22 protein-coding genes are annotated in these 24,833 nt (G+C 71.0%); 4 read left to right on the top strand and 18 right to left on the bottom strand.

All coding sequences use genetic code 11. The features are described from left to right. Window positions 1-30: 30 nt before the first annotated feature. Entirely contained in the window at window positions 31-948 is a 918-nt protein-coding gene (locus ACFPCV_RS37055) for a ParA family protein (RefSeq protein WP_378062045.1), read from the bottom strand. Window positions 949-1,101: 153 nt separating this feature from the next. Between ACFPCV_RS37055 and ACFPCV_RS37050 the strand changes: the two genes are divergently transcribed. Together ACFPCV_RS37050 and ACFPCV_RS37045 are read left to right on the top strand one after the other, a co-directional pair. Further along, window positions 1,102-1,491, top strand: coding sequence for a VOC family protein (locus ACFPCV_RS37050; protein WP_378062044.1), 390 nt, complete (start codon window positions 1,102-1,104; stop codon window positions 1,489-1,491). A gap of 477 nt (window positions 1,492-1,968) precedes the next feature. Beyond that, on the top strand, window positions 1,969-2,556 hold the full coding sequence (locus ACFPCV_RS37045; RefSeq protein WP_378062043.1) for a GrpB family protein: 588 nt from the start codon (window positions 1,969-1,971) through the stop codon (window positions 2,554-2,556). A gap of 1 nt (window position 2,557) precedes the next feature. On the opposite strand, the gene xerD is transcribed toward ACFPCV_RS37045, so the two are convergent. Further along, window positions 2,558-3,472: a site-specific tyrosine recombinase XerD gene (xerD, locus tag ACFPCV_RS37040; RefSeq protein ID WP_378062286.1), complete on the bottom strand. Its 915-nt coding sequence runs from the start codon at window positions 3,470-3,472 to the stop codon at window positions 2,558-2,560. Beyond that, complete coding sequence (gene ald / locus ACFPCV_RS37035; protein ID WP_378062042.1) at window positions 3,469-4,563, bottom strand: alanine dehydrogenase; 1,095 nt, start codon at window positions 4,561-4,563, stop codon at window positions 3,469-3,471. The genes xerD and ald overlap by 4 nt, the downstream gene beginning before the upstream one ends. 123 nt (window positions 4,564-4,686) lie before the next feature. Here ald and ACFPCV_RS37030 point away from each other — a divergent pair, with 123 nt between their 5' ends. After that, window positions 4,687-5,175 carry a DUF1707 domain-containing protein gene (locus tag ACFPCV_RS37030; protein ID WP_378062040.1) on the top strand — a complete coding sequence of 163 codons (489 nt, stop codon included), beginning with the start codon at window positions 4,687-4,689 and terminating at the stop codon, window positions 5,173-5,175. A 19-nt stretch (window positions 5,176-5,194) separates the two neighbouring features. Here ACFPCV_RS37030 and ACFPCV_RS37025 read toward each other — a convergent pair whose 3' ends face one another. The 5 genes from ACFPCV_RS37025 to ACFPCV_RS37005 are packed head-to-tail and all read right to left on the bottom strand — an operon-like array spanning window position 5,195 to window position 10,113. Further along, window positions 5,195-5,911 carry a FadR/GntR family transcriptional regulator gene (locus ACFPCV_RS37025; protein WP_378062038.1) on the bottom strand — a complete coding sequence of 239 codons (717 nt, stop codon included), beginning with the start codon at window positions 5,909-5,911 and terminating at the stop codon, window positions 5,195-5,197. A gap of 8 nt (window positions 5,912-5,919) precedes the next feature. Further along, window positions 5,920-6,684 (bottom strand): 3-oxoacyl-ACP reductase, encoded by a 765-nt coding sequence (locus ACFPCV_RS37020; RefSeq protein WP_378062036.1) that lies wholly within the window; start codon window positions 6,682-6,684, stop codon window positions 5,920-5,922. Then, the gene (locus ACFPCV_RS37015) at window positions 6,685-8,052 is read right to left on the bottom strand and encodes an aldehyde dehydrogenase family protein (protein WP_378062034.1); all 1,368 of its coding nucleotides are present in this window, start codon (window positions 8,050-8,052) and stop codon (window positions 6,685-6,687) included. Further along, complete coding sequence (locus tag ACFPCV_RS37010; RefSeq protein ID WP_378062032.1) at window positions 8,049-8,768, bottom strand: gamma-glutamyl-gamma-aminobutyrate hydrolase family protein; 720 nt, start codon at window positions 8,766-8,768, stop codon at window positions 8,049-8,051. The genes ACFPCV_RS37015 and ACFPCV_RS37010 overlap by 4 nt, the downstream gene beginning before the upstream one ends. Further along, window positions 8,749-10,113 carry a glutamine synthetase family protein gene (locus tag ACFPCV_RS37005; RefSeq protein WP_378062030.1) on the bottom strand — a complete coding sequence of 455 codons (1,365 nt, stop codon included), beginning with the start codon at window positions 10,111-10,113 and terminating at the stop codon, window positions 8,749-8,751. Before ACFPCV_RS37005 ends, ACFPCV_RS37010 begins: the two co-directional genes overlap by 20 nt. 162 nt (window positions 10,114-10,275) lie before the next feature. Between ACFPCV_RS37005 and eat the strand changes: the two genes are divergently transcribed. Beyond that, entirely contained in the window at window positions 10,276-11,736 is a 1,461-nt protein-coding gene (gene eat, locus ACFPCV_RS37000) for an ethanolamine permease (RefSeq protein ID WP_378062028.1), read from the top strand. A 384-nt stretch (window positions 11,737-12,120) separates the two neighbouring features. Here eat and ACFPCV_RS36995 read toward each other — a convergent pair whose 3' ends face one another. From ACFPCV_RS36995 to ACFPCV_RS36950, 10 genes are all read right to left on the bottom strand, one after another. Next, a complete protein-coding gene (locus ACFPCV_RS36995) occupies window positions 12,121-12,747 on the bottom strand; it encodes an NUDIX domain-containing protein (RefSeq protein WP_378062026.1) in 627 nt (208 codons plus the stop codon). Beyond that, window positions 12,744-14,447: a CTP synthase gene (locus ACFPCV_RS36990; RefSeq protein WP_378062024.1), complete on the bottom strand. Its 1,704-nt coding sequence runs from the start codon at window positions 14,445-14,447 to the stop codon at window positions 12,744-12,746. Before ACFPCV_RS36990 ends, ACFPCV_RS36995 begins: the two co-directional genes overlap by 4 nt. 279 nt (window positions 14,448-14,726) lie before the next feature. Then, window positions 14,727-15,668, bottom strand: a complete 942-nt coding sequence (locus ACFPCV_RS36985) for a copper transporter (RefSeq protein WP_378062022.1) — start codon at window positions 15,666-15,668, stop codon at window positions 14,727-14,729. Next, on the bottom strand, window positions 15,665-16,849 hold the full coding sequence (gene steA / locus ACFPCV_RS36980; RefSeq protein WP_378062020.1) for a putative cytokinetic ring protein SteA: 1,185 nt from the start codon (window positions 16,847-16,849) through the stop codon (window positions 15,665-15,667). Before steA ends, ACFPCV_RS36985 begins: the two co-directional genes overlap by 4 nt. 191 nt (window positions 16,850-17,040) lie before the next feature. Then, window positions 17,041-18,840, bottom strand: coding sequence for a DNA repair protein RecN (recN, locus tag ACFPCV_RS36975; protein WP_378062018.1), 1,800 nt, complete (start codon window positions 18,838-18,840; stop codon window positions 17,041-17,043). Window positions 18,841-18,951: 111 nt separating this feature from the next. Beyond that, the gene (locus ACFPCV_RS36970) at window positions 18,952-19,845 is read right to left on the bottom strand and encodes an NAD kinase (RefSeq protein WP_378062016.1); all 894 of its coding nucleotides are present in this window, start codon (window positions 19,843-19,845) and stop codon (window positions 18,952-18,954) included. Next, window positions 19,842-20,648 carry a TlyA family RNA methyltransferase gene (locus ACFPCV_RS36965; RefSeq protein ID WP_378062014.1) on the bottom strand — a complete coding sequence of 269 codons (807 nt, stop codon included), beginning with the start codon at window positions 20,646-20,648 and terminating at the stop codon, window positions 19,842-19,844. The genes ACFPCV_RS36970 and ACFPCV_RS36965 overlap by 4 nt, the downstream gene beginning before the upstream one ends. Window positions 20,649-20,652: 4 nt before the next feature. Further along, window positions 20,653-20,820 (bottom strand): hypothetical protein, encoded by a 168-nt coding sequence (locus ACFPCV_RS36960; protein ID WP_378062012.1) that lies wholly within the window; start codon window positions 20,818-20,820, stop codon window positions 20,653-20,655. Window positions 20,821-20,824: 4 nt separating this feature from the next. Next, window positions 20,825-21,694, bottom strand: coding sequence for an HAD-IIA family hydrolase (locus tag ACFPCV_RS36955; protein ID WP_378062011.1), 870 nt, complete (start codon window positions 21,692-21,694; stop codon window positions 20,825-20,827). Continuing rightward, window positions 21,691-24,792, bottom strand: a complete 3,102-nt coding sequence (locus tag ACFPCV_RS36950; protein ID WP_378062009.1) for a hypothetical protein — start codon at window positions 24,790-24,792, stop codon at window positions 21,691-21,693. Before ACFPCV_RS36950 ends, ACFPCV_RS36955 begins: the two co-directional genes overlap by 4 nt. Between the last annotated feature and the right edge of the window lie 41 nt (window positions 24,793-24,833).

Raw genomic sequence — 24,833 nt, 5'->3', positions numbered from 1 at the left:
CATCCGCGCCGGGCAACGAAGGCCGGCGAGTCACCTGGCGATCACCTCTCGCGCCAGCTGGCGGTACGCCTTCGCACCCGCCGACCTCGGCGCCCACACCGTGATCGGCGCGCCCGCGACCGTCGTCTCCGGGAACCGCACGGTCCGGTTGATGACCGCGTCGAACACGACGTCGCCGAAGCGCTCGACGACGCGGCTCATGACCTCACGGGAGTGCAGCGTGCGCGGGTCGTACATGGTCGCGAGGATGCCGGTGATCTCCAGCTTCGGGTTGAGCCGCTCGCGGACCTTCTCGATCGTGTCGGTGAGCAGCGCGACGCCACGCATCGAGAAGTACTCGCACTCCAGCGGGATCAGCACCCCGTCGGCGGCCGCGAGCGCGTTCACGGTCAGCAGGCCGAGCGAGGGCTGGCAGTCGATCAGGATGTAGTCGTAGACGTCGATGACCGACCGCAGCGCGCGGACCAGCGTGTGCTCACGGCCCACCTCGGCCACGAGCTGCACCTCGGCCGCGGACAGGTCGATGTTGCTCGGCAGCAGGTCCATGTTGTCGACACCGGTGCGGATGATCGCGTCGTCGGTGCTGATGGACCGCTCGATGATGACGTTGTAGATCGTCTTCTCGAGCAGGTGCGCGGGCATGCCGAGGCCGACGGACAGCGCGCCCTGCGGGTCGAAGTCGACGATGAGCACCCGACGGCCGAACTCGGTCAGCGCGGCACCGAGGTTTATCGTCGAGGTGGTCTTGCCGACGCCGCCCTTCTGGTTGCACAGCGCGATGACCTTGGCGGGGCCGTGGCTGCTGAGCAGCGGCGGTTCGGGGATGTGCCGCTTGGTGCGGCCGCCGGGACCAGCGCCGTTGGGGCTCTCCTCGATCGCCTCCTCCTCGTCGGAGGCCGCCCTCGGCGCGAGGCTGAGCTCCTGATCCGAGGGGTGCATTGTCGACATGTGGACCTAGCTCCTTGTCGTCCGCTGTGCGGGGAAGCTTAGAGATTGCCGACCGGCCACGGCAAAGAGGCTCGCCGTACCAGGACCGATTACCTGGAATTCTCGGACTGACCAGCGTGTTCGTCATGACTGAAAGATCCTGGAGGAGGTCCCATGGCAGTGCGTCAGCTCCGTCTCGTCGTGACGGCGGAGGACTACGACGAGGCGGTGCGTTTCTACCGCGACGTACTCGGCATGCCGGAACGCGACGCCGTACCGCCCGGGAACGGCGGCCGGGTGATGATCCTGGACGCCGGCGCGGCGACGCTCGAGCTGGCCGAACCGGCCACCGCCGAGTACATCGACTCGGTCGAGGTCGGCCGCCGGGTCGCGGGCCACATCCGGGTCGCGTTCGAGGTCGACGACGTGCACGGCGGCACCGAGGCGCTGCGGTCCGCGGGTGGCGAGGTGCTCGCCGAGCCGACCCCGACACCGTTCAGGTCGACGAACGCACGCGTCGAGGGGCCTGCCGGGCTGCAGCTTACGCTCTTCCAGATGGACTGAGGCGCCCCGGCCCCCGACGGTGGCGCCAGTCCACCATCATTCCCGGGACCTGCCCGTCGGCGAGGACAAACCGCATTACAAGGCCAGCCCCGGCCTCGCCTGAGACGTGACCACCACGCCCAACACCAACTCCGCGGAATCGTCGTCTAGATGATTGATTCCGTGAGGGTCATGTGAAGCGCCCGGCGCGCAGCGGCCCGGCAGGACGACCCTGCGCCGTGAAAAGGCGCGTTGACGGCACAACCGGTGCCATGACTGGGCCGTTCAGGGCGCCCAGCGCCCTGAACGCGCCTTTCAGGGCATTGCCACGCCGTCAACGCGCCTTTCGCAGCACCAAGGGGCTCCTTGCCATCCCGTCGACCTCCGAGACCTGCCCGTCCGGCGAGGACAACCCACAACGCGAACCGGAACCAGCACACGACGACCGCCCGCCCACTCACACCGACTTCACGGAATCAATCGTCTAGATTCGGCCGGGTGCCCGCATTCGAGGAGATCACCCGGCACCCTGACGTCGACCCGGACGAGAACCCGTGGGTCCTCGGGCCACCGCCGCCCGAGACGGTCCGGATCGTGCCCTACGACCCCGGCTGGCCACGCCGCTTCGCGGAGCTGTCCTCGGCGATCCGCGCGGCGCTCGGCGACACCGCACTGGACGTCGAGCACGTCGGCTCGACGTCGGTCGAGGGCCTGGCCGCCAAGGACGTCATCGACATCGACCTCACCGTCGCCGATCCGCGCGACGAGGACCGGTACGTCCCCACTCTCGAACGGCTCGGGTACGTCCTCGTCATCCGTGAGCCGTCGTGGCACCAGCACCGGTGCCTGCGGCTCACCGAACCGCGCGTGAACCTGCACGTCTTCGGCCCGGACTGCCCGGAGACCATCCGGCACCGCATGTTCCGCGACTGGCTGCGCACGCATCCCGGCGACCGCGGCCGCTACGAGGACGCGAAACGGGCGGCGGTCCCCGGCGGCGGGCACGTCATGGACTACAACGCCCGCAAGCAGGACGTGATCCGCGAGATCTACGACCGGCTCTTCCGCGCGGCGGGCATGCGGTAGCTCAGCCCCGCGCCCTGGGATGCGCGGTCGCGTAGACCTCACGCAGCGTGTTGACCGTGACGAGGGTGTAGATCTGGGTGGTGGTCACCGACGCGTGGCCGAGCAGCTCCTGCACCACGCGCACGTCCGCGCCGCCTTCGAGCAGGTGCGTCGCGAACGAGTGCCGGAGGGTGTGGGGGGACACCGTGGCCGTCAGGCCCGCGCGTTCCGCCGCGACCTTCAGTGCCTGCCACGCGCTCTGCCGGGACAGCCTGCCGCCGCGCACGTTGAGGAACACCGCCGGGGTGCCCCGGCCCGCCGCCGCCAGCGTCGGGCGGGTGCGCACGAGGTAGGCGTCGAGCGCGTCCAGTGCCGGGCGGCCGATCGGGACCAGGCGCTGTTTGCCGCCCTTGCCGTCGAGCAGCACGGTCCGCTCCGCGGTGTCGATGTCGTCGAGGTCGAGGCCGACGGCCTCGGAGATGCGGGCGCCGGTCGAGTACAGGACCTCCAGCAGCGCGCGGTCCCGCAGCGCCTCCGCCGCGGGCGCTTCCAGCAGCCGCAGCACGTCGTCGACCGGCAGGGCCTTGGGCAGGCGGCGTGGGGTGGACGGCGGTTTCACCTCGCGTGCCGGGTCCAGGTCGACGATCCCCTCGCGCACCGCGAACTTGTGCAGGCCACGCACGGCGACCAGCGCCCGCGCCGCCGACGACGCGGCGAGTGGCGGGTGGTCGTCGGAGCCCTCCCGCAACACCGCGAGGAACGCCGACACGTGCGCCTCGGTCACGGCCGCGAGCGCGGGCACACCGAGCGCGGACAGGTGCCGTTCGTACCGCCGCAGGTCCCTGGTGTAACCGTCGAGCGTGTTGCGCGAGGTGCCGCGTTCGACGGCCAGGTGGTCGAGGTACGCGGTGATCGCGTCGGTGACCGCCGCGTTCAGCCCGCACCTCCAAGCGGCATCCCGTGCGCCCGCGCGACCTCGGCGAGCATCACCTTGCCGTCTGCGACGTTCAGGCCCGCGGCGAGCACCGGGTCGGCGAGGGCCTCGGTTCCCTTGTCCGCCAACGAGACCGCGTAGGGCAGCGTCACGTTCGTGAGCGCCCACGTCGACGTGTTGGGCACCGCGCCCGGCATGTTCGCGACGCAGTAGAACACCGACTCGTGCACGGTGTACGTCGGGTCCGCGTGTGTGGTCGGGCAGGAGTCCTCGAAGCAGCCACCCTGGTCGATGGCGATGTCGACGAGCGAGGAACCCGGCCGCATCCGCGCGACGAGGTCGTTGCTCACCAGCTTGGGTGCCTTCGCGCCGGGCACGAGCACCGCGCCGATCACGAGGTCGGCCCACCGGCACGCCTTGTCGATCTCGTAGGTGTTGCTGGCGACGGTCTGCAGGTGCCCGCGATAGGTGAAGTCGATCTGCCGCAACCGGTCCGCGTTCGTGTCGAGGACGACGACCTCGGCCTGCATGCCGACCGCGATCGTGGCGGCGCTCATCCCGGCCACTCCGCCGCCGATCACCACGACCTTCCCCGCTGGCACGCCGGACACACCGCCCAGCAGCACACCGCGGCCGCCCTGCGCGCGTTCGAGGCAGTGCGCGCCGACCTGCGGCGCCATCCGGCCTGCGACCTCGCTCATCGGTGCGAGCAGCGGCAACGACCCGTCCCGCGCGCGGACCGTCTCGTAGGCGATGGCGGTGGTGCCCGCGTCGACCAGCGCCCTCGTGCACTCCGCACTGGCGGCGAGGTGCAGGTAGGTGAACAGGATCTGGCCGCGGCGCAGGCGGGGGTACTCCTCGGCCACCGGCTCCTTGACCTTCAGTACGAGGTCCGCGGCCCACACCTCGTCGGGCGACGCCACGATCCGCGCGCCTGCCGCCGCGTAGTCGGCGTCCGGCAGTGAGGACCCGGTCCCCGCGCCCGCCTCGACCAGCACCTCGTGACCGCGGTGCACCAGCTCCAACACCCCGGCAGGCGTGATCGCCACCCGGTACTCGTGGTTCTTCACCTCACGAGGCACTCCGACCAGCACTCGCGACACCTCCACGCCGGACCCGCCGGACGTCCTTGTCCGACTCTGTCGAGGCGGAGCCTAGTGCCCCGGCCGGTTTCCCGGTTTCGGCCGGCGTGGCGCGCCTGACGTAATGTGGGTTCCATGACCGACGACGAACTCCGCATCGGCACCGCGGAGCGCGAGGCCGCGGTCAAGCTCCTCGGCGACCACATGGCGGAAGGTCGGCTGGCGCTCGAGGAGTACGAGGAGCGGACCACCGCGGCGCTGGCGGCCCGCACGCGTGCCGACCTCCGGCCACTGTTCGCGGACCTGCCAGCACCCCACCCGGCGTTCATGACCACGCCCGCGCCGTACATGCCCGCGCCGTACACGTCCGCGCCGCCGCCGGTCGGTTACGCCCCCGCGCCGCCGCCGTCGACCGAGTCCGACCGGCTCCGCGTGGTCGCCGGTGTGCTGCAGATCGTGCTCCCGTTCGGCATCGGGCGGTTCTACACCGGACACAACAACATCGGGCTTGCGCAGCTGCTGACCAGCTTCATCGGCATCGGCGTGATCTGGAGCATCATCGACGGGATCATCATCCTGGCCGGTGGCGGCACCGACGCGAACGGCAGGCGGCTGCAGGCGTAGCCAGGGCCCGGCAGCGGCGCTACCCGCACAGGAAGCCCCGCAGCAACGCGGCCGTGCCGTCGAGGTGCTCGTCCATGGCCTGGCGCGCCGCGGCCGGGTCACCGGCCAGTATCGCGTCCACGACGGACCGGTGCTGGGCGTCGGAGTGCTCGATGTTGACCGCCAGCAACGGGATGGCGTCCAGCAGCTCGTTGACCCGCGACCGGACGTCGGCGACGGCGGTGGTCAGCGACGCGGACGCGGTGGCCTCCGCGATCGCCAGGTGCAGGCGGGAGTCGCGGCGGCGGTACTCCCCATCGCCGGTGGCCGTGCCGGACGCGTCGAGCAGGGCGGCGGTCAGGTGCTGCCGTTCCGCCCGGGTGAGCGCCCGCGCGGCCGCCGCTTCCGCCGCGCCGCTCTCCAGTATCCGCCGCAGGGTCAGCACGTCCTCCAGGTCACCGCCCGGCGCGGGGCGCGGCGGCGGGGACGGGAGCGTGACGGCGACGAAGGTGCCGCCGTAGCGGCCGCGGCGGGACTCGACGTAGCCGGCGTCGGCGATCGCACGGATCGCGTCCCGCAGGGTCACCCGGCTCACGCCGAGCCGCGCGGCCAGCTCCCGTTCCGCCGGCAGCTTCTCCCCCGGCGCCGCCACACCCAGCCGGATCGCCTGCAGCAGCCGTTCCACGGTCTCCTCGAAGGCGTTGCGGGTCCGCACCGGACGGAACAGCGCGGCGGCAACTCCCTTGTGGACGGCCACGGTGGCACCTAGAGGGGCGTGACGTACGCGCCCGAGATGCCGCCGTCCACGAGGAAGGTCGACGCGGTCATGTAGGACGAGTCGTCACTGGCGAGGAACGCCGCCGCGGCGGCGATCTCCGACGCCTCCGCGAACCGGCCCATCGGCACGTGCACCAGCCGCCGCCGCGCCCGCTCGGCGTCGGCGGCGAACAGCTCCCGCAACAGCGGCGTGTTCACCGGCCCCGGGCACAGCGCGTTGACGCGGATGCCCTCCCGCGCGAACTGCACCCCCAGCTCCCTCGTCATCGACAGCACGCCGCCCTTGGACGCCGAGTAGGAGATCTGCGAGGTCGCCGCGCCCATCACCGCGACGAACGACGCCGTGTTGATGATCGAGCCCCTGCCCTGCGCACGCATGTGCGGCAGGACGTACTTGCAGCACAGGTACACCGACGTGAGGTTGACCTTCTGCACCCGCTCCCACGCCTCGATGCCGGTGTCCAGGATCGAGTCGTCCTCCGGCGGCGAGATGCCCGCGTTGTTGAACGCGACGTCCACCCGGCCGTGGTCGGCGACGACCTGCGCGTACATCGCCTCGACGGTCTGCTCGTCGGTGACGTCGCAGGTGATCGCGGCGCCGCCGGTCTCCTTCGCGAGCGCCTCGATGGCGTCGGTGTTCAGGTCGACGCCGACGACGACGGCGCCCTCCTGCGCGAACCGCCTGGCCGAGGCGAGCCCGATGCCGCTGGCCGCCCCGGTGATCACGGCGACCCGGTCCTGCAGGCGCTTCACTCAGACTCCCTCTGTCGCGATGTACACGTTCTTGGTCTCGGTGAAGGCGTCGAGGGCGTCGGGCCCCAGCTCCCGCCCGAGTCCCGACTGCTTGACGCCGCCGAAGGGCGTCCAGTACCGCACCGACGAGTGCGAGTTGACCGACAGGTTCCCGGCCTCCACCCCGCGCGCGACCCGCATGGCGCGGCCGAGGTTCTCGGTCCAGATCGACCCGGACAGGCCGTAGTCGGTGTCGTTGGCCATCCGGATCGCGTCGGCCTCGTCGTCGAACGTCTGCACGGTGACGACCGGCCCGAACACCTCCTCGACCACGGCCCGGTCGGTGTCCGTGCGTGGTGTGACCACGGTCGGCGGGAACCAGAAACCCGGCCCGTCCGGCGCGCTCCCGCGGAACGCGATCTCGGTCGTCTCGTCCACGTAGGACTGGACGGTGGCGCGGTGCGCGGCCGAGATCAGGGGGCCCATCTCGGTCCTCTCGTCGCCGGGGTCGCCGACCGCGACCCCGTGGACCGCGGGCTCCAGCAGCGCCATGAACCGCTCGAACACGCTGCGCTGCACGAGGATCCGCGACCGGGCGCAGCAGTCCTGGCCCGCGTTGTCGAACACCCCGTACGGCGCGGCAGCGGCCGCGGACTCCAGGTCGGCGTCGGCGAACACGATGTTGGCGTTCTTGCCGCCGAGTTCGAGCGTCACCCGCTTCACCTGGGCGGCGCACCCGGCCATGACCTGCTTGCCGACCTCGGTGGACCCGGTGAAGACCACCTTGCGCACCAAGGGGTTGTCGACGAACCGCTGCCCCACGACCGAGCCCTTGCCGGGCAGCACCTGGAACACGTCCTCGGGGATCCCGGCCGCACGGGCCAGCTCACCCAGCCGCAGCGCGGTGAGCGGGGTCAGCTCCGCCGGTTTGAGCACGACCGTGTTGCCCGCGGCGAGCGCCGGGGCGAAACCCCAGCCCGCGATGGGCATCGGGAAGTTCCACGGCACGATCACCCCGACCACGCCGAGCGGCTCCGCGAACGTGATGTTCACCCCGCCCGGCACCGGGATCTGCCTGCCGAACAGGCGTTCCGGCGCGGCCGAGTAGTACTGCAGCACGTCGCGGACGTTGCCCGCCTCCCAGCGGGCGTTGCCGATGGTGTGGCCGGAGTTCTCGACCTCCAGCCGCGCGAGGTGCTCGCGGTCGCCGTCGACCGCCTCGGCGAACCGGCGCAGCAGCCGCGCCCGGTCGGCGGGCGCGACGGCCCGCCACGCGGGCAGCGCGTGGTGCGCCCGCCCGATCGCGGCGTCGGCCTCGCCCGCCGACGTCAGCTCGACGCGGGTGACCACCGCCTCGGTGGCAGGGTTGATCACTTCGGTGACGCTCATCCGTTCTCCTTGGCGGCGCTCACGAGCGCCTGGAACAACCTGCTGTCGGTCCCGTTCTCCTCCGGGTGCCACTGCACGCCGAGCACGAACTCCGGCTCGGCCAGCTCGACCGCCTCGACGATCCCGTCGCCAGCCCACGCCACGGGGACCAGCCCGGCGCCGAGGGTGTCCACCGACTGGTGGTGGTGGCAGTGGGCGTCCACATCGGACCCCATGATCCCCGACAACCTGCTGTCCGGCAGCACTTTCACCGCCACCCGGCCGAACACACCGGGGGTCGGCAGATGCTCGGTGTTGCCGACGAGGTCGGGCACGTGCTGGCAGAGCGTGCCGCCGAGCACCACGTTCAGCAGCTGCATTCCCCGGCAGACGGCCAGGAGCGGCACCCCGTTCGCGAGCGCCGCCTCGATCAGCACGTGCTCGCCGTGGTCGCGGTCCGGCCGGGCGGGCCCGGTCTCGGGCGCCCGGTCCGCGCCGTAGTGCACCGGGTCGATGTCGGCGCCACCGGCGATGATCAGACCGTCCACACGCGACAGGAGGTCGGCGGTGACCTCGCCCACGGGTGGCAGCAGCACCGGCACGCCGCCACCGTTCACGACGCCGTCGAGGTAGCCGCGCGCCAGCACCGCCGCCGGTGTGTCCCACCACCCGAACCTCGTCTGCTCCAGGTAGGTCGTGATGCCGATGACCGGCGGGCTAGAGGCGTTCGAACCCACGGACCCGCTCCCAGTCGGTCACCGCCGCGTTGTACGCGTCCTGCTCGACACGCGCGTTGTTGAGGTAGTGCTCGACCACCTCGTCGCCGAACGCGGTGCGTGCGAGCTCGCTCTTCGCGAGCAGCTCGGCCGCGTCCCGCATGGTGGCGGGCACCTGCGGCAGGTCGGCGCCGTAGGCGTTGCCGGTCAGCCCCGGCTCCAGCGGCAGCTCGTTCTCGATGCCGTGCAGCCCGGCGGCGATCAGCGCGGCCACCGCGAGATAGGGGTTCACGTCCCCGCCGGGCACCCGGTTCTCGACCCGTAAGGACTCGCCGTGGCCGACCACGCGCAGTGCGCACGTCCGGTTGTCGATCCCCCACGCGACGGTCGTCGGCGCGAAGCTGCCCGGCGCGAACCGCTTGTAGGAGTTGATGTTCGGCGCGAAGAAGTACGTCAGCTCACGCAGCGCGGCCTGCTGCCCGGCGAGGAAGTGCGTCATCAGCGCCGAGAAGCCGTGCTCGCCCTCGCCCGCGAGCACGGTGGCGCCGTCGGTGCCGCGCAGGCTGATGTGGATGTGGCAGGAGCTGCCCTCGCGCTCGTTGTACTTGGCCATGAACGTGAGACTCTTGCCGTGCCGGGCCGCGATCTCCTTGGCGCCGGTCTTGTAGATGCTGTGGTTGTCGCACGTGGTCAGCGCGGTGTCGTACCGGAACGCGATCTCGTGCTGGCCGGGGTTGCACTCGCCCTTCGCCGACTCGACGTACATGCCGGCCCCGGTCATGCCGTTGCGGATGTCGCGCAGCAGCGGCTCGAGCCTGCCGGTGCCGAGCATCGAGTAGTCCACGTTGTACTGGTTGCCCGGCACCAGGTCGCGATAGCCCTTGTTCCAGGCCTGCTCGTAGCTGTCCTCGAAGACGATGAACTCCAGCTCGGTGCCGACGTACGCGGCGAGGCCGCGCTCGGCGAGCCGGTCGAGCTGGCGGCGCAGCACCTGCCGGGGCGAGGCGGCGACCGGCCCGCCTTCGACCCACTCGACGTCGGCGAGCACCAGCGCGGTGCCCTCGTGCCACGGCACGAGCCGCAGCGTCCCGAGGTCGGGGCGCATGACGAAGTCGCCGTAGCCGCGCTCCCAGGAGGACATGTGGTAGCCCTCGACGGTGTTCATCTCGACGTCGACGGCCAGCAGGTAGTTGCACGCCTCGGTCGCGTGCGGGACGACCTCGTTGAGGAAGTACTCGGCGGCACAGCGTTTGCCCTGGAGACGGCCCTGCATGTCGGTGATCGCGACGAGCACCGTGTCGATCGCGCCCTCCGCGACCAGCTCGCGGAGCCGGTCGAGCGTGAGCATGCCGTCGCGATGTCCCATGCCTGCCTCCCAAAGGATCAGACCTGACCCATTGCGGCCATTCCACACGCACCCACCTGAGGTGTCAACGCGAGGCAGCCCTTGACAGCACAGGTGAACAGGATCACTCTCATGCGAAACTCAAAGGACTGATGCTGGCCCATTGGACCCGAGGGAGCATCCGTGTCGAAGTCGTCGAAGTCGTCGAAGTCGCAGCGCGCCGTCGAGTACCAGACCGTCTCCGCCGACTACCTCGAACAGCGTCAACTCCGCAAAGGTGCGGCGGGCTGGGTGCTGCTCGCCGGGCTGGGCGTCGCGTACGTCATCTCCGGCGACTTCGCCGGCTGGAACTTCGGCCTCGCCGAGGGCGGCTGGGGCGGGTTGCTGATCGCGACCGTGCTCATGGCCGTGATGTACACCTGCATGGTGTTCGGCCTGGCCGAGATGGCGTCGGCGATGCCCGTCGCGGGCGCCGGCTATGGCTTCGCCCGCCGCGCGCTGGGCCCGACCGGCGGGTTCGCCACCGGCACCGCGATCCTCATCGAGTACGCGATCGCGCCGGCGGCCATCGCGGTGTTCATCGGCGGTTACGTCGAGGCGCTCGGCCTGTTCGGCCTGACCAGCGGCTGGCCGGTGTTCCTCGTCTGCTACCTGATCTTCATCGGCGTGCACATCTGGGGCGTCGGCGAGGCGCTGCGCGTGATGTTCGTGATCACCGCCATCGCCGTGATCGCGTTGATCGTGTTCGTGGTCGGCATGGTCGGCAGGTTCGACGCCGACAAGCTGTTCGACATCCCGATGACCGACGCGGCCGGCGCGAGCACGTTCCTGCCGTTCGGGTTCGCCGGGGTGCTGGCGGCGTTCGTGTACGGCATCTGGTTCTTCCTCGCGGTCGAGGGCGTGCCGCTGGCCGCGGAGGAGGCGAGCAACCCCAAGCGCGACCTGCCCCGCGGCATCATCGCGGCGATGGCGGCCCTGCTGGTCTTCGCGGCCCTGATGCTGCTGGTGGCGCCGGGCGCCGCGGGCTCGAACACGATCGCCGGCTCGGACAACCCGCTGCCGGACGCGATCCGCGCAGCGTACGGCGGCGACAACTTCCTGGCCCAGTTCGTGAACTACGTCGGCCTGGCCGGGCTGGTGGCGAGCTTCTTCTCGATCATCTACGCGTACTCGCGGCAGCTGTTCGCGCTGTCGCGGGCGGGCTACCTGCCGCGCTGGCTGTCGAAGACCGGCCGCCGCAAGACCCCGGTGCTCGCGCTGGTCGTCCCGGGCACGATCGGCTTCCTCCTGGCGTCGTTCACCATGGACGGCGCGAAGCTGATCAACATCGCCGTCTTCGGCGCGACGGTGTCCTACGTGCTGCTCAACGTGTCACACATCGTGCTCCGCGTCCGCGAACCCGACATGGAACGCCCGTACCGCACCCCCGGCGGCGTCGTGACCACGGGCATCGCGGCCGTACTCGCGGTCGCCGCGGTGGTGGCGACGTTCTTCGTCGACGAACTCGCTGCCGCCATCACGGCGGGCATCCTGCTGGTGGCGCTAGCGTACTTCTTCATCCATAGCCGCCACCACCTGGTCGCGAACGCCCCGGAGGAGGAGTTCGCGGCGATCAGGGCAGCGGAATCCGAACTCGCGGACTAGCCAGTCCGCCTCCCCGCACTTCATGTGTGGGTCGCGTTCCATCGCAGGCGCAGCTGCCGAGGTGGAGCGTGGCTGGGCGCCGTGAATGGCCCGTTGACAGCACAACCGATGCCGGGAATGGGCCGTTGAGGGCGCCCAACGCCCCAAACGCGCCATTCACGGCATCCTCCACGCCGTCAACGCGCCTTTCGCGGCACCAAACCGGGCGCTACGCGCCCGAGCCCGCGAAGCGGGCCTCAACAACACGCAACCCCGATGGTGGCGTAAGCCCACCACAAAGGGGCTCCCTGCCCAAACCGCCGCCAAACAACCCCTCCGCCACCCCAGAGACCTGCAAGTCCGGCGAGGACACCCCACCGACCGAGGACCGGATCGACATGACCACTAGCTCTCTCGGGACGGGAAGCGGGTCGGCAGGTCCTCCCACGGTGCGTCCGCCGGGCGAGGTGTCGCTTCCGTGGCGCGGACCGCCTGCGCGGCGAGGATCCCGCCGACCGTGGCACCGTTGACGATCTCACCCGCCAGCGTCATCCGGACGGCCTCGGTGAGCGGGAACTTGCGTGCCACCAGGTCCGCCTCCTCGTCGCCGAGGAGTTCACGGTCCACAGCGGAAAGCCCGGTGGCCAGGAAGACCCGCACGACCTCGTCGGTGAAACCCGGCGAGACGGCCACGTCGACCAGCACCGACCAGTTCCGCGCGGCGAGGCCGACCTCCTCGACCAGCTCACGCTTGGCCGACTCGAGCGGGTCCTCGCCGAGATGGTCGATCAGCCCGGCGGGCAACTCCCAGATCCGCCTGCCCAGCGGGTGGCGGTACTGGTGGATCAGCGTCACCTGGTCGTCCTCGTCCAGCGCCAGGATCGCGACCGCGCCGTGGTGTTCGACGACCTCGCGCCTGGCCTGTGAGCCGCCCGGCATCGCGACCTCGTCGACGCGCAGCGCGATGATGCGCCCGGTGTATACGTCCTCGGTGGACAGTACGGTGAACTCGTGACGACCGGGTTCGGTCACGAACGCGCTCCGGCGCCGGAGACCTCGGGCAGCTCCACCGGCAGCCGCTCGGACGCCTTGCGTGCCAGCGCGGCACGCACGAAACCGGCGAACAGCGGGTGCGGGCGCGTCGGCCGGCTCTTGAGCTCCGGGTGCGCCTGGGTGCCGACGAAGAACGGGTGCACCTCGGCGGGCAGTTCGACGTACTCCACGAGGTGCCCGTCCGGCGAGAGACCGGAGAACACCAGCCCCGCCTTCGACAGCTTGTCGCGGTAGGCGTTGTTGACCTCGTAGCGGTGGCGGTGCCGCTCGGAGACCTCCTTCGCCCCGTAGGCCTTCGCGACCACCGAGCCAGCCGCCAGCTTCGCCGGGTACGCGCCGAGCCGCATGGTGCCGCCCATGTCCCGCTCCCCCGCGACGACGTCCTCCTGGTCGGCCATCGTGGAGATCACGGCGTGCTCGGTGCCCTCGTCGAACTCCGAGGAGTTCGCGCCCGTGATGTTCGCGAGGTGCCGCGCGGTCTCGATCACCATGCACTGCAGGCCGAGGCACAGCCCGAGCACCGGGATCTTGCCGACCCGCGCGTACTCGATCGCGCCGATCTTGCCCTCGATGCCGCGCACGCCGAACCCACCGGGGATCAGCACACCGTCCAAACCGGACAGTGCGGCCGCGGCGCCTGCCGGGGTCTCGCACTCGTCCGAGCCGACCCACACGATGTCGACCTTGGCCCGGTGCGCGAACCCGCCCGCACGCAGGGCTTCCGTGACCGAGAGGTACGCGTCGGGCAGGTCGACGTACTTGCCGACGATCGCGATCCGCACCGTCTCCTTGGGGTCGTGCACGCGGGTGAGCAGGTCGCCCCACACGGTCCAGTCCACGTCCCGGAACGGCAGTCCCAGCCTGCGGACCACGTACGCGTCGAGGCCCTCGGTGTGCAGCACCTTCGGGATGTCGTAGATCGACGGCGCGTCCGGCGCGGCGACGACCGCGTCGATGTCCACGTCGCACATCAGCGCGATCTTGCGCTTGAGCCCGCTGGGGATCTCGCGGTCCGCGCGGCAGACGACCGCGTCGGGCTGGATGCCGATGTTGCGCAGCGCGGCAACGGAGTGCTGCGTCGGCTTGGTCTTCAACTCACCGGAGGGCGCCAGGTAGGGCACGAGCGACACGTGCAGGAAGAAGCAGTTGTCGCGGCCGACGTCGTGGCGGACCTGCCGCGCGGCCTCCAGGAACGGCAGCGACTCGATGTCGCCGACCGTGCCGCCGATCTCGACGATCACCACGTCGGGCGCGTTGCCGTCCTCGCCCGGCTGCGCCATGTCGCGGATACGCCGCTTGATCTCGTCGGTGATGTGCGGGATGACCTGCACGGTGTCGCCGAGGTACTCGCCGCGCCGCTCCTTGGCGATGACCGTCGAGTACACCTGCCCGGTGGTCACGTTCGCCGCGCCGACCAGGTCGCGGTCGAGGAACCGCTCGTAGTGCCCGACGTCGAGGTCGGTCTCCGCGCCGTCCTCGGTGACGAACACCTCGCCGTGCTGGAACGGGTTCATCGTTCCCGGGTCCACGTTGAGGTACGGATCGAGCTTCTGCATCGTGACCCACAGCCCGCGGGACGTGAGCAACTGGCCGAGGCTCGAGGCCGTCAGGCCCTTGCCGAGCGACGAGGCGACCCCACCGGTGACGAACACATACTTGGTAGTGCGTGAGTGTTGCACCAGGGATGCCCCCCGTGGCGTTGCCTTCGGTCCATATCCGTTACTGGCGATACCGTTCGCAGCGGGGCTCCCCGCCTGACTCTCCACGGGTTTTCACCGTATCACCTGCCCCGACGATCCGAATCCGACACACCCGTCCGACACCCATCCGGTCAGTTCACCGGGTGCCGGACCTCGCGTGGCACGAGCCGGACCACGGGCACAACGCTGCCACTGAATCGGTACAGATCGCAGGTCGGTAGCCACGGGTGCCATGACCTGGAGTTGACCTTGCCCGGGCTACTCCGCCGGTGAGCCCGGTGCGGCGCGTTCCGCGTTGCCCGCGTCGCCGTAGCGGCCCGCCTTGCCCTCCAGTTGTTCGCGCAGCGCCAGCACGGTGACCACCCGCCCCGCGGACGTCTGCACGTTGTCCACAGTGGACAGGATGCTCGTGGCGGCGGTGTCCGCGCGCACCACGCCGATCGCCCCCGTGCCGGACGCAGAACCCGCGCCGCCCGCGAGCACGGTGCCCGCGCCGGAGCGGTCGAGCTGTGTCGCGAACCGCGCGACGGTCGCCGCCTGGTCCCCCGCGCCGTCACCGGAAGCGGCGCCGCCGGTGAGCACGATGGCGAGCTGCGCGGGCCGAAGTCCCTGGCCGGCCTTGACGAACCCGCCCTCGGCGAGTCCCGTCAGCGCGGCGGCGGTCTCGTCGGCGGACGCCTGCGGTTTGTTGTCGTCCTTCCCGATCAGCAGAAGCGGGCCGAGCAGACCGCCCGCGAGCGTGCCCGGATCGGAAGCGGTCGGCAGTTGCACACCGGCGGGCAGGAGCCGCACGACGATGTCCTTGAGCTGGTCGGTGTGGCGCGGGTCGCTGAACGACTCGGTGAGCTGCACCTCACCGGTGACGGTGCCGCCCGCGTTGGCGACGAGGGTCTTGAGCGCGTCGCGGTCGGCTGGCCTGGCGTCGACGGTGGTGACCAGCACGACGGTCCGTTGCGCGAGCTGCCCCCGCACCGCCATGGGACCGACGGACGCGGCGAACGAGTCGGCGTCTGCGAGGCGCGCGTTCTGGGCGTTCCTCTCGTTCTGCAGGTCGTTGACCTGTGCCGCCAGGTCCTCGTTCTCGTTGTTCAGCCCCGAAAGCAGCGACCGCGACAACGTGGTGGACCCGAGCACCACGCCGACGGCGAGCGCGAGGAAGACCGCGGCGATCGAAACGATGTGGTACCGCAAGGAGATCACGAGAAGATTCCCCCAACCCAGTTCGTGAAGGTGTGCCAGGTGCTGACCGACCAGTCGAGATAGGCGCTGCCGACCCCCGACACGGCTAGCGCGACGGCGACCGCGACGAGCGCAGCGACCACGAGCAGGACGACCGCGCCGACGGACACGCGGCTGCGGTGCAGGGTGGCGACCGCCTTGCCGTCGACGACCTTGCTGCCCAGCTTCAGCCTGGTCAGGAAGGTGGACGGGTTGGAACCGGAGCGGCCGCGGTCGAGGAACTCGTGCAGGGTCGCCTGGAACCCGACGGTGACGACGAGGTTCGCGCCATGGGTGTCGGCCAGCAGCAGCGCAAGATCCTCTGCGTTGCCGGAAGCGGGGAACGTGACCGCGCCGATGCCCAGGTCCTGGACGCGTTCGAGGCCGGGTGCGTGCCCGTCCATGTGCGCGGGGACCACAACCTCAGCGCCACTGCGCAGCGTGTTGGTGGACAACCCGTCCGGGTCACCCACAATCACGTTCGGGCGATATCCGAGGTGGTGCAAGGCGTCGGCGCCACCGTCGACACCGATGAGTACGGGCCGGTGCTCGGCGATGTACCGCTTGAGCCGCCGGAGATCCTCCTCGTGGTCGCGCCCGGACGCCACGATGAGCACCTGCTGGTCGCGGAGGTTCGCGTTGAGCTCCGGTACCCCGACACCGTCGAGGATGAGGCTCCGCTCCCGCCGCAGGAACTCGATCGTGTTGGCGGAGAACGCCTCCAGCTGAGCGGACATGCCGGCCTTGGCGTTGATCATCAGGTCGGCGATGGTCTCGACGGACTGCTCGTTTCCGCGCCCGACCTCCTTGTCGCCGACGTACACGACGCCTTCGTGCAGCCGGACCTTGCTGCCTTCCCTGATGGCGCGCAGGATCCCCGGCCCGACACCGTCGATGAGCACGATCCCGGCGCCGACGACGATCTCGGGCCCCAGGTTCGGGAAACGCCCGGAGATCGACGGCGAAGCGTTGACGACACCGGTGACCTGGGCGTCGACCAGGGCGTCCGCGGTAGCGCGGTCGACGTCGACCTGGTCGAGGACCACGATGTCGCCGGGTCCGATCCGGCGCAGCAGATCACCCGTTCGCCGGTCGACCCGCGCGATTCCGGTGACCCCAGGTCGAGCCTGATTCGATCGCGTGAGGAGCCCGGTGAGCTTCATGGGACCGATGGTGACAAACGCACTGGTGGTATTCCGTCAGCCACGCCGGGAACATCACCCACCCGTGGCAACGGGTACCAGCCGCGATAACGATCACTTAGGACTGTGCACGTTGGACTCACGCCACCCGACGGCCATCGCGCGCGACGCCCAAGCGGTTGACGCCCACCGGGGCTGGGGCTTCAAGCGGGCTAGCGCTTCTTTCGGCCCTTCCCCCGGGTCGACTTCTTGTCCGCGTCGGCGACCGCGAGCAGTTCCTCCGCGTGCGCACGCCCGGTCTCCGTCGAGTCCATGCCTGCCAGCATGCGCGCCAGCTCCCGCACCCGGTCCTGCTCGTCCACCCGGCGCACGTCGCTGCGCGTCACGCCACCCGCGGCCTGCTTGTCGACCACCAGGTGACGGTCGGCGAACGCGGCGACCTGCGGCAGGTGCGTCACCACGACCACCTGGTGGCTCGCGGCCAGCCGGGCAAGCCGCCTGCCGATCTCCACCGCGGCGCGGCCGCCGACACCCGCGTCGACCTCGTCGAAGACCAGGGTCGGGACCGGGTCGGAGTGCGCGAGCACCACCTCGATCGCCAGCATCACACGGGACAGCTCACCACCGGACGCGGCCTTGTGCACCGGCAGCGGCACCGCGCCGTCATGGGCGCGCAACCGGATCTCGACCTCGTCGATACCTTCCGGGCCCGCGTGGGCAAGCGCCTCACGTTCCTTGCCGCCCGCCACGCGCAGTGCGTGCGGGTCGTTCGCCTCGGCCCAGCGGGTGCTGACGATGACCTCGATCGCCGCCTGCCCCATCGCCAGACCGCCCAGTTCGACGGTCACCGCCTGCGCCAGCTTGTCAGCGGCCTCGACGCGGAGCACCGTCACCCGCTGCGCGCAGTCGGCCAGCGTCGTCGCGAACTCGTCACGTCGCCTGGCCAGCTCGGACAGCGTCTCCTCCGACGTGTCCAGACCCGCCAACTGCTCCGCCGCCGTCTCGGCCCACGCCAGCACGCCGTTGACGTCCGCCGCGTACTTGCGCGTCAGCTGCTTGAGTTCCGCCTGCCGCGCCAGCACCTGCTCCAGCGCCTGCGGGTCGGCGTCCAGCGCGTCGAGGTAGCTGCTCAGCTCGGTGCCGACGTCGACCAGCAGCGCCTCCGCCTCCGCGAGCCGCGGCTCCAGCTCACGCAGCCTCGGGTCGTCGGAGCCGGACAGGCGGTGCCGCGCGTCGGCGATCAGGCCCAGCGCGCCCGGCACGTCCGGGTCACCCTCCGGCGCACCCGACACCGCGTACGTGGCACCGGTCGCCGCCTCACGCAGCTGGTCGGCGTCCGCGAGCCGCTTGGCCCGCTCCACCAGCTCGTCGTCCTCGCCAGGCTGCGGGCTGACCGCCTCGATCTCCGCGAGCCCGTGCTTGAGCATCTCGGCCTCGCGTGCCATCTCCCGCGAGCGGGCGCTGCGGTCGGTCAGCTCGGTACTGACCCGCACCCACTCCTCGCGCACCCTGCGGTACTCGGACAGCGCGCCCGCCAGCTCCTCGCCCGCGAACCGGTCGAGCACCGACCGCTGCTCGGCCGGCCGCATCAGCTTCAGCTGGTCGTTCTGCCCGTGCACGGCGATGAGCTGCTCGGACAGCTCGGAGAGCACACCGACCGGCACGGACCGCCCGCCGAGATGCGCTCTGGAGCGCCCGTCCGGATTGACGGTGCGTAACGCGATCAGCGTCCCGTCGTCGTCGGGTTCCGCACCCGCGTCGCTCGCGACCTTCGCCGCGGCACTGCCCGGCGGAGCGGTGAAACGGCCCTCCACCACCGCCTTCGCCGCGCCGCTGCGGATTCTGGACACCTCGGCACGGCCACCGGACAGCAGATGCAACCCGGTGACGACCATGGTCTTGCCCGCACCCGTCTCACCGGTCACCACGGTGAGTCCCGGGTCGAGCTCGAGGGTGGCCTCGTCGATCACGCCGAGGCCCTCGATGCGCATCTCGGCCAACACAGCGCGCACTTTATCGGCTCGCGCCGACAAAAGCTCGCACCGCCCGCAAGGGTGTTCGATTCACCGCGATGTTCGCTCCGCAAGCTCCGCCCGCAACAACGTTCGCTCCGCAAGCTCCGCTCATACCCGTGGGCTGCGCCAACCCTGGACCGGCAGTTCGAACTTCTCCACGAGCCGGTCGGTGAACGGGCCCTGCCGCAGCTTGACCAGCCGCGCCGGGATCTCCCCGCCGGCCACCTCGACCCGCGCACCAGGAGGCAGTACGAACGTACGGCGACCGTCGCAGCACAACACCGCGGGATGCCCTGACGGGTCCACCTCGACGGCGATCCGCGAGTCCGGCGACACCACCAGCGGCCGCGCGAACATGGCGTGCGCGTTGCTCGGCACCACCAGCAGCGCCTGCACGTCCGGCCACACCACCGGCCCGCCAGCGGAGAACGCGTACGCGGTGGAACCGGTCGGCGTCGCGCACAGCACACCGTCGCAGCCGAACGACGAGACAGGCCGGTTGTCGACCTCTATACGCACGTCCAGAATCCGCTCACGGCTGCTCTTCTCGACGCTGGCCTCGTTGAGCGCCCACGTCTTCGCGAGCCGCCGGTCCCCCAGCGACGCGGTCACGTCGACGGTCATGCGGTCGACGACCTCGTACCGCTGCGCGATGACCTGCGACACCGCCTCCTCCAGCACGTCCGAGTCGGCCTCGGCGAGAAACCCGACCCGGCCCATGTTCACCGCGAGCACCGGCACCCCGGCCGGCCGGGCCAGCTCGGCGGCACGCAGCAGCGTGCCGTCGCCGCCGAGGACGAACACGAGTTCCGTGCCTTCCGCTGCCTTCGCGCCCACCGGCACGACCCGCTGGTAGCAGGACGCGTCCAGATCCGGCGCCTCACGTTCCAACACCCGCAACCTGATACCGGCGTCGGCGAACCAGCCCGCGAGCTTCTCCGCGGCGCGGCGAGTGTCCTGCCTGCCGGTATGGACGACGAGGAGCACTTCACGTGCGGTCATTGCGGCCCCTCTCGGACAGCGGTCTCCACGAGCGCGGCCGCCGCCTGGTCGTCCAGGGGCGCGCCACGACGCAGCCATGCGAAGTATTCGACATTCCCCGACGGTCCAGGAAGGGGGCTGGCGACCACACCGTGCGGGCGCAACCCCAGTTCCCCGGCCGCGTGCAGCACAGCCAGCACCGCCTCGGCACGCAACGCGGGGTCGCGGACGACGCCGCCGGAGCCGAGTCGTTCCTTGCCCACCTCGAACTGCGGTTTCACCATCGGCAGCAGGTCGGCGTCCTCGTTCGTGCACGCGAGCAGCGCGGGCAGCACGAGCCGCAGCGAGATGAACGACAGGTCGGCGACGACCAGGTCGACCGGTCCCCCGGTCTGCTCCGCGGTGAGCGCGCGGACGTTGGTCCTGTCGCGCACGACCACGCGGTCATCGGTCTGCAGCCGCCACACCAGCAGGCCGCGCCCGACGTCGGCGGCGACGACCTCCCGCGCGCCGCGACGCAGCAGGACGTCGGTGAAGCCACCGGTGGACGCACCGGCGTCCAGGCAGCGGCGGCCGTCGACCGCGACGGGGAACCTCTCCAGCGCGCCAAGGAGCTTGTGGGCACCGCGGGAGGCCCAGTCGGGGTCGTTGTCGCGGTCGCGGACCACGACGGGCGCGTCCGTCTCGACGGCCGTGGCCGGTTTGCCCGCGACCGTGCCGCGGACGGTCACACGACCGTCGGCGATCAGCTGTGACGCGTGTTCGCGGGAGCGGGCGAGGCCGCGACGCACCAGCTCGGCGTCGAGCCGGGTCCTCCTCGGCACCGGGTCAGTCCGTGTCGATGCTGGTCAGGGCCTCGTTGAGGGCCGCGTGCACAGCGTCGAACCGCCCGACGTGCTCGGTCAACGGGACGGCGTCGAGGTTCTCGGTGCCGGCGATCGCGTCGTCGATGTAGGCCGTGTCGACCTCGGCGGCCTGGTCGGTGTCGAACTCCACCCTGTCACGCTACTTCATGCTCGAGACCGAGGCGGGCGAGCGCGGCACGCACGGCGGTGGGCCAGTCGTCGCCCTCGATGCGGACGCCGTCCTCGGCGACGGCCGTGACGTCGTGGGCGACGAAGGTCGGCCGCATGTCCTCCGGCGCGGCCAGCAGTTCCCGCGCGGTGGCGACGCCGGTCAGTACCAGCAGTGAGTCCATGCCCGCGCCGACCGCGCCGGCGATGTCGGTGTCGAGCCGGTCCCCGATGACCAGCGGGTTTCGCGCGTCGGCGGACTTCTGTGCCTCGTCCATCAGCGGGGCGGCCGGCTTGCCTGCGATCACCGGCTCGCTGCCGGTCGCGGTCCGCAGCGCGGCGACGAAGGATCCGTTGCCGGGCAGCGGACCGCGCTCGGTGGGCAGGGTGGGGTCGACGTTGCAGGCGACCCACAGCGCACCGGTACGGATGGCGACACACGCCTCGGCGAGGTCGTGCCAGCTGGTGTCCTTGCTCAGCCCCTGGACGACGGCCTGGACGGCGTCGCTGTTGGTGCGGGTGGCGGTGAGGCCCCTGATCTCGACCTCGTGCACGAGCGCCGCCGAACCGACAACCAGTACGGTTGTATCGGGCAGCAGCTTCTCGGCAAGCACCGCAGCGGCCGCCTGCGCGCTGGTGCTGACCTCCGCCGGCACCGCCCGCACACCGATCCGAGTCAGATGACTTGCCACCTCGTCCGGCCCGCGGGACGCGTTGTTGGTGACGAAGCGGACCTTCGTGCCCGCGGCGTGCGCGGCCTCGACAGCACGGTCGGCACCGGGCACGACCTCCTCGCCCCGGTAGACGGTGCCGTCGAGGTCGAACAGGAGAGCGTCGTAGTCGTCGAGCAGGCTCATGACACGCTCAGCGAGGTGGCACGTTCGGCGGCGTCGGTCTCGTCGTCGAGATCGGCTTCCGCCGCGTTCAGGAACCAGCGGATGGCGTCGTCGGTGCGGCCGGCGGCCTCGAGGTTGTCGGCGTAGGCGTAGAACAGGCGAGCACTCCACGGGTCACGGCGCTTCGGGTCGAGGTCGGGCCCCTGGAGCGCGACGACCGCGGCGTCGACCTGCCCGAGGTCCCGCCTGGCCCCTGCCGCGACGATCTTCAGCTCGACCGCGACGTCCGGCGGAAGGTCCTTGGCGTCGGCGGCCAGCTCCAGCGCACGCTCCGGCCGGCCGAGGGCACGTTCACAGTCGACCATCACCGGCAGATGGGCCTGCGACCCGGTCATGCGGCGGACCGCGCGGAACTCGCCGAGCGCCTCGGCCCACTCCCCCGCGTGGTAGGCGGCGATACCGGCAGCCTCCCGAACAACCGCGACCCGCGACGCACGGGTGCGTGCGAAACGAGCGTGGGCAAGGGCCAGCTCGGGGTCCTCTTCGAGGAGGAGACCGGCCGCGACCAGGTGCTTGCCGACCAACTCGGCGACGGTCTTGGACAGGCTCTTCAGCTCACGCCGCGCGTCCGCGTCGAGATCCTTGAACTCGATGTCGGCGGGGAGTTCGGGTTCACCGTCACGCCGACGAGGCTCCTGCGTGTGCTCGCTGACGGGACTGGGCGCCTCGGCCAACTGGGTTGCCTCGCCGACAGAGGAGCTGTTGAGAGCCGGGTCGGCCACCTCATCGGCCGGGACGCCGCTGGGGCGAGCCTCGTTCGTCGTACCGGCCTCGTCGACAGAAGGGCCGTCGAGAGCCGGAAGCGCCGAGCCGGTGCCGCTGCCGAGCGGGGCGCCACTGGCGGGCACCTTGTCCGCTACGACGTGCTCACGGACGGAGGTGCCGTTGGAAGCCGGAGCCGCCGAGTCGGCAGCCTCGTCGGTGGGAGCGCCGTTTGTCGCGGCGGCCTCGTCGGCGGAGGTGCCGCTGAGAGCCGGAGCCGTCGGATCGGGTGCCTCGTCGATCGGGGTGCCGCTGACAGACGTCTCGTGCGCCGTGGGCTCGTCGGCGGAGGTACCGGTGGGAGCCGGGGCCGTTGAGACGGTGACCTCGTCGGTGGGAGCGCCGCCGACGGCTGTCACGTTCGTCGCGCTTGTGGCCTCCTGGGTATCGGGCGCCCTGTCCGTTGTGGCGGCGGCCTCGTCCGCAGGCGTGCCGCTGGCGGGAACCTCGGCCGTCTCGGCGACCTCGTTGACGGAGGTGCCGCTGGTGGGCGGCTCGTCCGCCGGGGTGGTGTGCTCGTCGGCAGAGGTGGGAGCCACGTCTGCCGCTTCGGCCGGGAGGTTGTCGGCAGCGGTCGGCGAGAGGTCGTCGGTGAGGTCGTCGGCTCGGGCGGCGGTGTTCTGCCCTTGGCCGACTGTTGCCGGGACGTCGTTCTCGGTCAGTGCGCCCGAGTCGTAGTCGCCGGTGGCCGTGACGTCCTCGTAGGCCGAGTCGTCGCGAGTGCGGTAGCCGCTGTTGTGGCTGTCACCACCCGTTGTGGACGTGTAGTGGTTGCGGCGCGCGAAGCCGCTGGTTGGTTCCTTCGGCGTTTCGGCCGCCGGGGCGGTCCGGGAGTCCCGGTCATCACGGGACGGGCGATCGTCGCGGGTGCGACGGTCATCGCGGGTCCCGCTTCGGCTGCCGCGGTCGTCGCGGGCCGGCCGGTTGCCGCGGTCGTCACGGGTGCCGGCGCGGTAGGGGCGGCTGCCTCGATCGTCGCGGTCGCCACCGCGGGAGCCACGGTCATCGCGGTTCTGGCGGTAGCCGCCGTCGCGGTCGTCACGGGACGGGCGGCTGCCCCGGTCGTCGCGGTTTCCGCCCGCGTAGCCGCGGTTGCCGCTTCCTTCCCGGAACGGGCGGCCATTCCGGTTGTCGCGGTCCCCCCCTCGGGCGCCACGGTCGTCGCGGGGCGGACGGGTGTCGCGATCGCCACCGCGGGAGCCGCGGTCATCGCGGAACGGGCGGCTGCCTCGGTCGTCGCGGCTTCCGGTGCGGTCGTCGCGGTTCGGGCGGTAGCCGCCGTCGCGGCCTCCGCTTCGGGAGGGCCGGTCGTCGCGGAACGGGCGGTTGCCCCGGTCATCGCGGTCCCCGCCTCGGTAGCCCCGGTCATCGCGTGCCGGGCGGGTGTCGCGATCCCCACCTCGGTAACCGCGGTCATCGCGGGACGGACGGGTGTCCCGGTCCCCGCCGCGGTAACCGCGGTCGTCCCGCGACGAGCGGGTGTCGCGATCGCCACCTCGGTAGCCCCGGTCATCGCGCGATGGGCGGGTGTCCCGGTCCCCACCGCGGTAACCGCGGTCATCGCGGGACGAACGGTTGTCGCGATCCCCGCCTCGGTAGCCGCTGCGGTCATCCCGCGACGAGCGGGTGTCGCGGTTTGTGCTTCCGTAGCCACGGTTGTCGCGGTTCGGGCGGTAGCCGCTGTCGCGGTCTCCGCCTCGGTTCCCCCGGTCGTCGCGAGTTGTGTTTCCGTAGGCGCGGTTGCCCCGGTCGTTGCCCTGGGTGTTGCGGTCGTCGCGGCCGCTGCTTCCGTACTTGCGGGAGTCGCGGTCGTTGGGGCGGTAGCCGCGGTTGTCGCGGGTGCCCTGGTTGTCGCGATTGCCACCACGGTAGCCGCGGTCGTCCTGGGAGTTGCGTGGCCTGTCGGGGCGCTGGTTGCGATCGTCGCCGAACTGGCGGTTGCCTCGGTGGCCGCGGTCGTCGTCACGGCCCGGGCGGTTGGTTCGGGAGTCGTCGCGGGTGGAACGGTAGGTGCCCTTGGAGCTGTCGTTGCGGTCGCGAGTCGGGCGGTAGCCGCCTCTGTCGCGGTCCTGATTGTTCCGATAAGGGCGACTGCCCTGATCACTGCGGCTGGAGTCGCGGTCCCGGTTGCGCGCGCCACCGCTCTCTGACTCGTCGCGGTTGCGGTCCGACACTGTTCCTCCTGGCACTACTGCTGACATGGGGCCGTCCGTACACCTATTGAACATGCAAGAGGCCCCCCGGGGTGCGGGGGGCCTCTTGTGAAGGGTGTTCGGCGGTGTCCTACTCTCCCACACCCTGTCGAGTGCAGTACCATCGGCGCTGGTGGGCTTAGCTT

The organism is Actinophytocola glycyrrhizae, from assembly GCF_042653545.1.
Lineage (GTDB): Bacteria > Actinomycetota > Actinomycetes > Mycobacteriales > Pseudonocardiaceae > Actinophytocola > Actinophytocola glycyrrhizae.
The sequence above is the reverse complement of the archived record's forward strand: the minus strand, read 5'-3'. Positions and strand labels throughout refer to the sequence as shown.

Coding starts and splice junctions, on each gene's coding strand:
- ACFPCV_RS37030 (WP_378062040.1), top strand. CDS start 4,687: ATGACCGACGACGAACTCCGCATCGGCACCGCGGAGCGCGAGGCCGCG.
- ACFPCV_RS37005 (WP_378062030.1), bottom strand. CDS start 10,113: ATGGGACATCGCGACGGCATGCTCACGCTCGACCGGCTCCGCGAGCTG.
- ACFPCV_RS36970 (WP_378062016.1), bottom strand. CDS start 19,845: ATGACCGCACGTGAAGTGCTCCTCGTCGTCCATACCGGCAGGCAGGAC.
- ACFPCV_RS37015 (WP_378062034.1), bottom strand. CDS start 8,052: ATGAGCGTCACCGAAGTGATCAACCCTGCCACCGAGGCGGTGGTCACC.
- ACFPCV_RS36955 (WP_378062011.1), bottom strand. CDS start 21,694: ATGAGCCTGCTCGACGACTACGACGCTCTCCTGTTCGACCTCGACGGC.
- steA (WP_378062020.1), bottom strand. CDS start 16,849: ATGAAGCTCACCGGGCTCCTCACGCGATCGAATCAGGCTCGACCTGGG.
- ACFPCV_RS37050 (WP_378062044.1), top strand. CDS start 1,102: ATGGCAGTGCGTCAGCTCCGTCTCGTCGTGACGGCGGAGGACTACGAC.
- ACFPCV_RS37055 (WP_378062045.1), bottom strand. CDS start 948: ATGTCGACAATGCACCCCTCGGATCAGGAGCTCAGCCTCGCGCCGAGG.